Annotated in this window: 4 protein-coding genes; 1 reads left to right on the top strand and 3 read right to left on the bottom strand. The window is 39.1% G+C overall.

Features of this window, described 5'->3' with window-relative positions; translation table 11 throughout:
* Nucleotides 1-379: 379 nt before the first annotated feature.
* From B3Q46_RS13385 to B3Q46_RS13395, 3 genes are all read right to left on the bottom strand, one after another.
* The gene (locus tag B3Q46_RS13385; RefSeq protein ID WP_286716185.1) at nucleotides 380-1,072 is read right to left on the bottom strand and encodes a M24 family metallopeptidase; all 693 of its coding nucleotides are present in this window, start codon (nucleotides 1,070-1,072) and stop codon (nucleotides 380-382) included.
* A gap of 15 nt (nucleotides 1,073-1,087) precedes the next feature.
* Nucleotides 1,088-2,104, bottom strand: coding sequence for an FAD-binding oxidoreductase (locus B3Q46_RS13390; protein WP_286716187.1), 1,017 nt, complete (start codon nucleotides 2,102-2,104; stop codon nucleotides 1,088-1,090).
* Between the two features lie 290 nt (nucleotides 2,105-2,394).
* On the bottom strand, nucleotides 2,395-3,093 hold the full coding sequence (locus B3Q46_RS13395; protein ID WP_286716188.1) for a B3/B4 domain-containing protein: 699 nt from the start codon (nucleotides 3,091-3,093) through the stop codon (nucleotides 2,395-2,397).
* 143 nt (nucleotides 3,094-3,236) lie between these two features.
* Here B3Q46_RS13395 and B3Q46_RS13400 point away from each other — a divergent pair.
* The coding region (locus B3Q46_RS13400; RefSeq protein ID WP_286716190.1) for a LysR family transcriptional regulator ArgP at nucleotides 3,237-4,074 on the top strand (838 nt) is incomplete at its 3' end.

Below are 4,074 nucleotides of genomic sequence, written 5' to 3' on the forward strand. Positions count from 1 at the left end.
TGAAGCAATGTACTATGAGAAGATTAACCCGTTAGGTCAGGTGGCCTAGCTTAAATAAAAAAGGCTCCGACAAACCCGGTACGGTTCACTTCATTCGAAGTATCAAATAAATCGTTACTCAGCTAACTATAACGTATGGTTAGATTATAGCGTTCAATGTATGCATTCTGCTGTAGTTTACCAGATTGAATATATTCAATACGAACAACATGTTCAGTTGCCCAACGTAGAAATGCTGTGTCCTATAGCAAGCTAAAGCAGAACTATGAAAATTCACTTGCTTTAGCTTGTATATTTATTTGACTACCATAGTGGAATGTCAACAGACCCTAATAACGTTTAAAAAATTTTTGGGTTGGAAAAATTAAGTCGAATGAACTCAATCAAAGTAATGGTCAGGCAGCAGCATATCTTCATAAAAAGCACCAAATGGCTTCTGCGGATGTCGAATATGTATTTCTAAAATCCATAATAATGCTGAAGGGCAAAAATCAACATCTGCCATCAATCCCTCATAAGCAATTGCATGTGGAAAATCTGAAATACGGCGTCCAGCCCAATCCATATTCAACAACCACCCCATTTTTTCTGCTTCTTGCTCAGCAAAACGATATAGTTCTTGGCCTGTACTCCGATCTATTTCCCATTTTTTTCTTACTATATGAAATAATTTTCTCGCATCTGAAGCACATTGATGCATGTCAGCATCATTGCCAAATACAAAAGTATCCCCAGCATCTCCTTCCCATTTCTGGAACACAGGACCAATATCGACAAACATAATGTCATTCTCACCTAAGATGACATTTGGCTCTGAGTCCATTCCATAAGTTTTCGTTGTATTTTGGCCAAATCGCACATATACCTCATGCCAACCTCTGAGCATTCTATACTCTGCCAATAGGTCACGGGCCATTTCCACTGCATCTTCTTCAAGCATTCCTGGCTTACAGTTGGCTATGATTTGTTGCACAACAGCAATCGTTTTTTGCCGAACCAGTAACATCTCCTCTTGATTAAAATTTTGACCAACATGCTCTACTCTTGATTTATCAATTTTGAATGTGTTCATATTTATCTCTTTAATTCAGTACAATATTTCTCTAGGCATCGAAATTTCAAGACCATCTAAAGCTGAGGACAGTTGAATTTGACAGGCCAATCGCAAATTGTTTTCAGTGGCTGGGAGGCAGGCAATTAAGTTTTTTTCTTTTTTACTCGGCGGATCAATTTTCTCCCACCATTTGTGATCTACAATGACTGCACACATACCACACGATGCTTTACCACCACATACAGATAAAATGGAATGATTCTCTTCTTTTAAGGCAGTGAGTAAAGAAACTTCTGTCATTACCTGACTCACCTGCTGATCAACAATTAGACTGATCATTTGCTCAGATTGAAACTCTATTTTCCCAGTGGACGAAATCGCTGGTTCAAATGCATCACTCAAGAATTCTTTGACAGGATCATCCGTATTCTCAACAAATAGTGCATAGGCATCTTCAATCATAGCTGGATTTCCACAAGCCAGAATTATGGTATCAGAAGCATCATCCAGATCCTCAGATGCTTTCACATGCACATATTTTTTGCCCTTTCCTGAAATCACAGGAATGTATTCGAAATTCAGATATTGATTCTGATATGCAGAGAGAATTTCAGATGCATAAAAGTCACTACTTACTCTTCCACCCCAATACAGTTTTAATTCTCTGCCATTACAAGTAGGGAGATAGGTTTGCAACATAGCCAGAAATGGTGCAATTCCAGTCCCTGTGGCTAACATAACAATTGGATTGTTTCCCTCGGGAAACAAGAAGTCACCCTGGGCTGGATGAATATAAAGCCGATCTCCATGTTGCATTGTATTGAGTGCATGGTCTGAAAATGCTCCACCACATCTCAATCGGATATGCAAATCTAAAAGTCCTGTGCTATTCATGGATGAAGCTAAAGAATAACAACGACTTGGACCATCAGGAACCTGTATGATGAGATGTTGCCCTGCTTGGAAAGATAGAGGATGCTCAGGTTTTAGCTGAAGTAAAATTACATCATTCGATAGCTTTCTGATTTCATTAATTTCAGCTGCAATCATATTAAACACTCCCTTTCAGCAGTTTGCTGAGAGTGGTCATGTCTAGTACCTGTAAATGCACAGAATAAAACAATTTCATTATTTTGAAAAAAAAATGTATCTATCAGATTCATGAAAATATCTCCAAGAACACAGTTAAATGTTGAAACTGACAAGTTATTCAGACCTGACAGCGCTATGACTGGTTACTTGAAAAAAAAGTGGGCCAGCCAAAACTTTCTGGGTCGTCCCAGAATTTATGTTGGCCCATGGGCTGAGGTCGTCCTCACAAAGCTGTAAAAATAGATTATTTAGATGTTTTTTCTAGGAAGATGAATTAATGAGCTTTCTATTTTTGCCTTTGGCATCATCATAACTAAACCATCGATTAACCGTTCCCCTGCTTCAAATAATGCTGATTCAGGCATTGCAGGCAAACTTTCTAAAATGAACCACATCAGTTGAGCTTTGGAATCCAAGCGAGTTCTCAATCCTTGCCTCCAATTCCAACGTCGACAGGTTACACCCAGATCATCACGCCAAATAACTTCACCTTGAGATGGTGTCTCTTCACTGAGTTGTCCATTTTTTATCGTGTCAAAAATTTCTGTTCCATCCGCAATAGTTAACCGTGGATGCCCCTTATAAGCGGCTAGATTTTCCCCACCAATCGGAATGGCATACTGGATACTGACAGCATTATAAAGATCTACGATTGGATCAATACTTTGTAATTGACGGTCTTTAAAAACTCGCTGACGGAGGGCTTCCGCTGAACAAGGAGTCCTCTGTGGTTTAATACCGAATGCTCTAAACACATCAGCCCATTGCTCAAGATGTGCAGCAGCCCATATTGCATCTTGTTTGAGAATGGGGGTACAGGCAAATTGTAATGTCTCTCCACCATATTCTGGTTTGACCATGTTACTGGCATGTACTTGAATACTTAATGCTCGATATTCAGGTGCAATTTCTGCAATAACAGGATCAATCCATGGCTGTATCGTCATGCTGAATAGAACTCCTCATTCAAGCTTAAATTCAAAATTCATATCTTTAAAAAGATTCCTCAAGCATTTTATTTAGGTTTTAATAATTAGAAAAACTATATATTCTTATGCTAATTAAGTTTCTCTAATGATAATCAAATATTATGGATTTAATTCATCCACAATTGGCTGCATTTCTGGCAGTTCTCGAAGAAGGTAGCCTTGAGAAAGCTAGCCAGAGACTTTCCGTCACTCCTTCTGCAATTTCACAACGAATCAAAGCACTGGAGGACAGGCTCGGACAACTATTGGTTATACGACAAGTACCTTGCCGGACTACACCTGCAGGTGAGCTTTTACTGCGCCATGTCCGTCCGATGCAAATCTTAGAAAAAGAAGTATTAGCAGAATTTCTTCCAGAGCAATCTAGTAAAGACGTCACCAAACCAATGGCTATTGCCGTAAATCATGATTCGCTCGTGACCTGGTTTCTAGATGCCCTTTCAAGTCTAAATAAACAACATGGCTATTTTTTTGATATCAATGTCGATGATCAAGACCACACCATCAAACTATTACGTGAAGGGACAGTCATTGGAGCCGTGACTTCAAAGGCAACTCCACTACAGGGATGTGACATCAAAACACTCGGGAAAATGCGTTACCAAGCTATTGCATCACCAGATTTTTATCATCGTTATTTTAACAATGGCGTAAATCGAGAAAGTTTAAATCAGTCTCCCATGATTGTATTTAACCGCAAAGATGAGCTGCAATGGAAATTTGTCTGTCTGATTACACAAAGTCCTATTCACCCACCTCTACATTATTTACCCACAGCCACTGGATTTATTGAAGCAGCAAAAATCGGACTAGGCTGGTGTTTAGCTCCTGAAACACTTATTCAAACTGAGCTTGAAAAAGGCAATATTGTATTGATTGCTCCAGAATATTTTTTGGATGTCACTTTGTACTGGCAATGGCTTTGTTGCACAAACCTAT

It is taken from the genome of Acinetobacter sp. UBA2581, from assembly GCF_002339435.1.
Lineage (GTDB): Bacteria > Pseudomonadota > Gammaproteobacteria > Pseudomonadales > Moraxellaceae > Acinetobacter > Acinetobacter variabilis.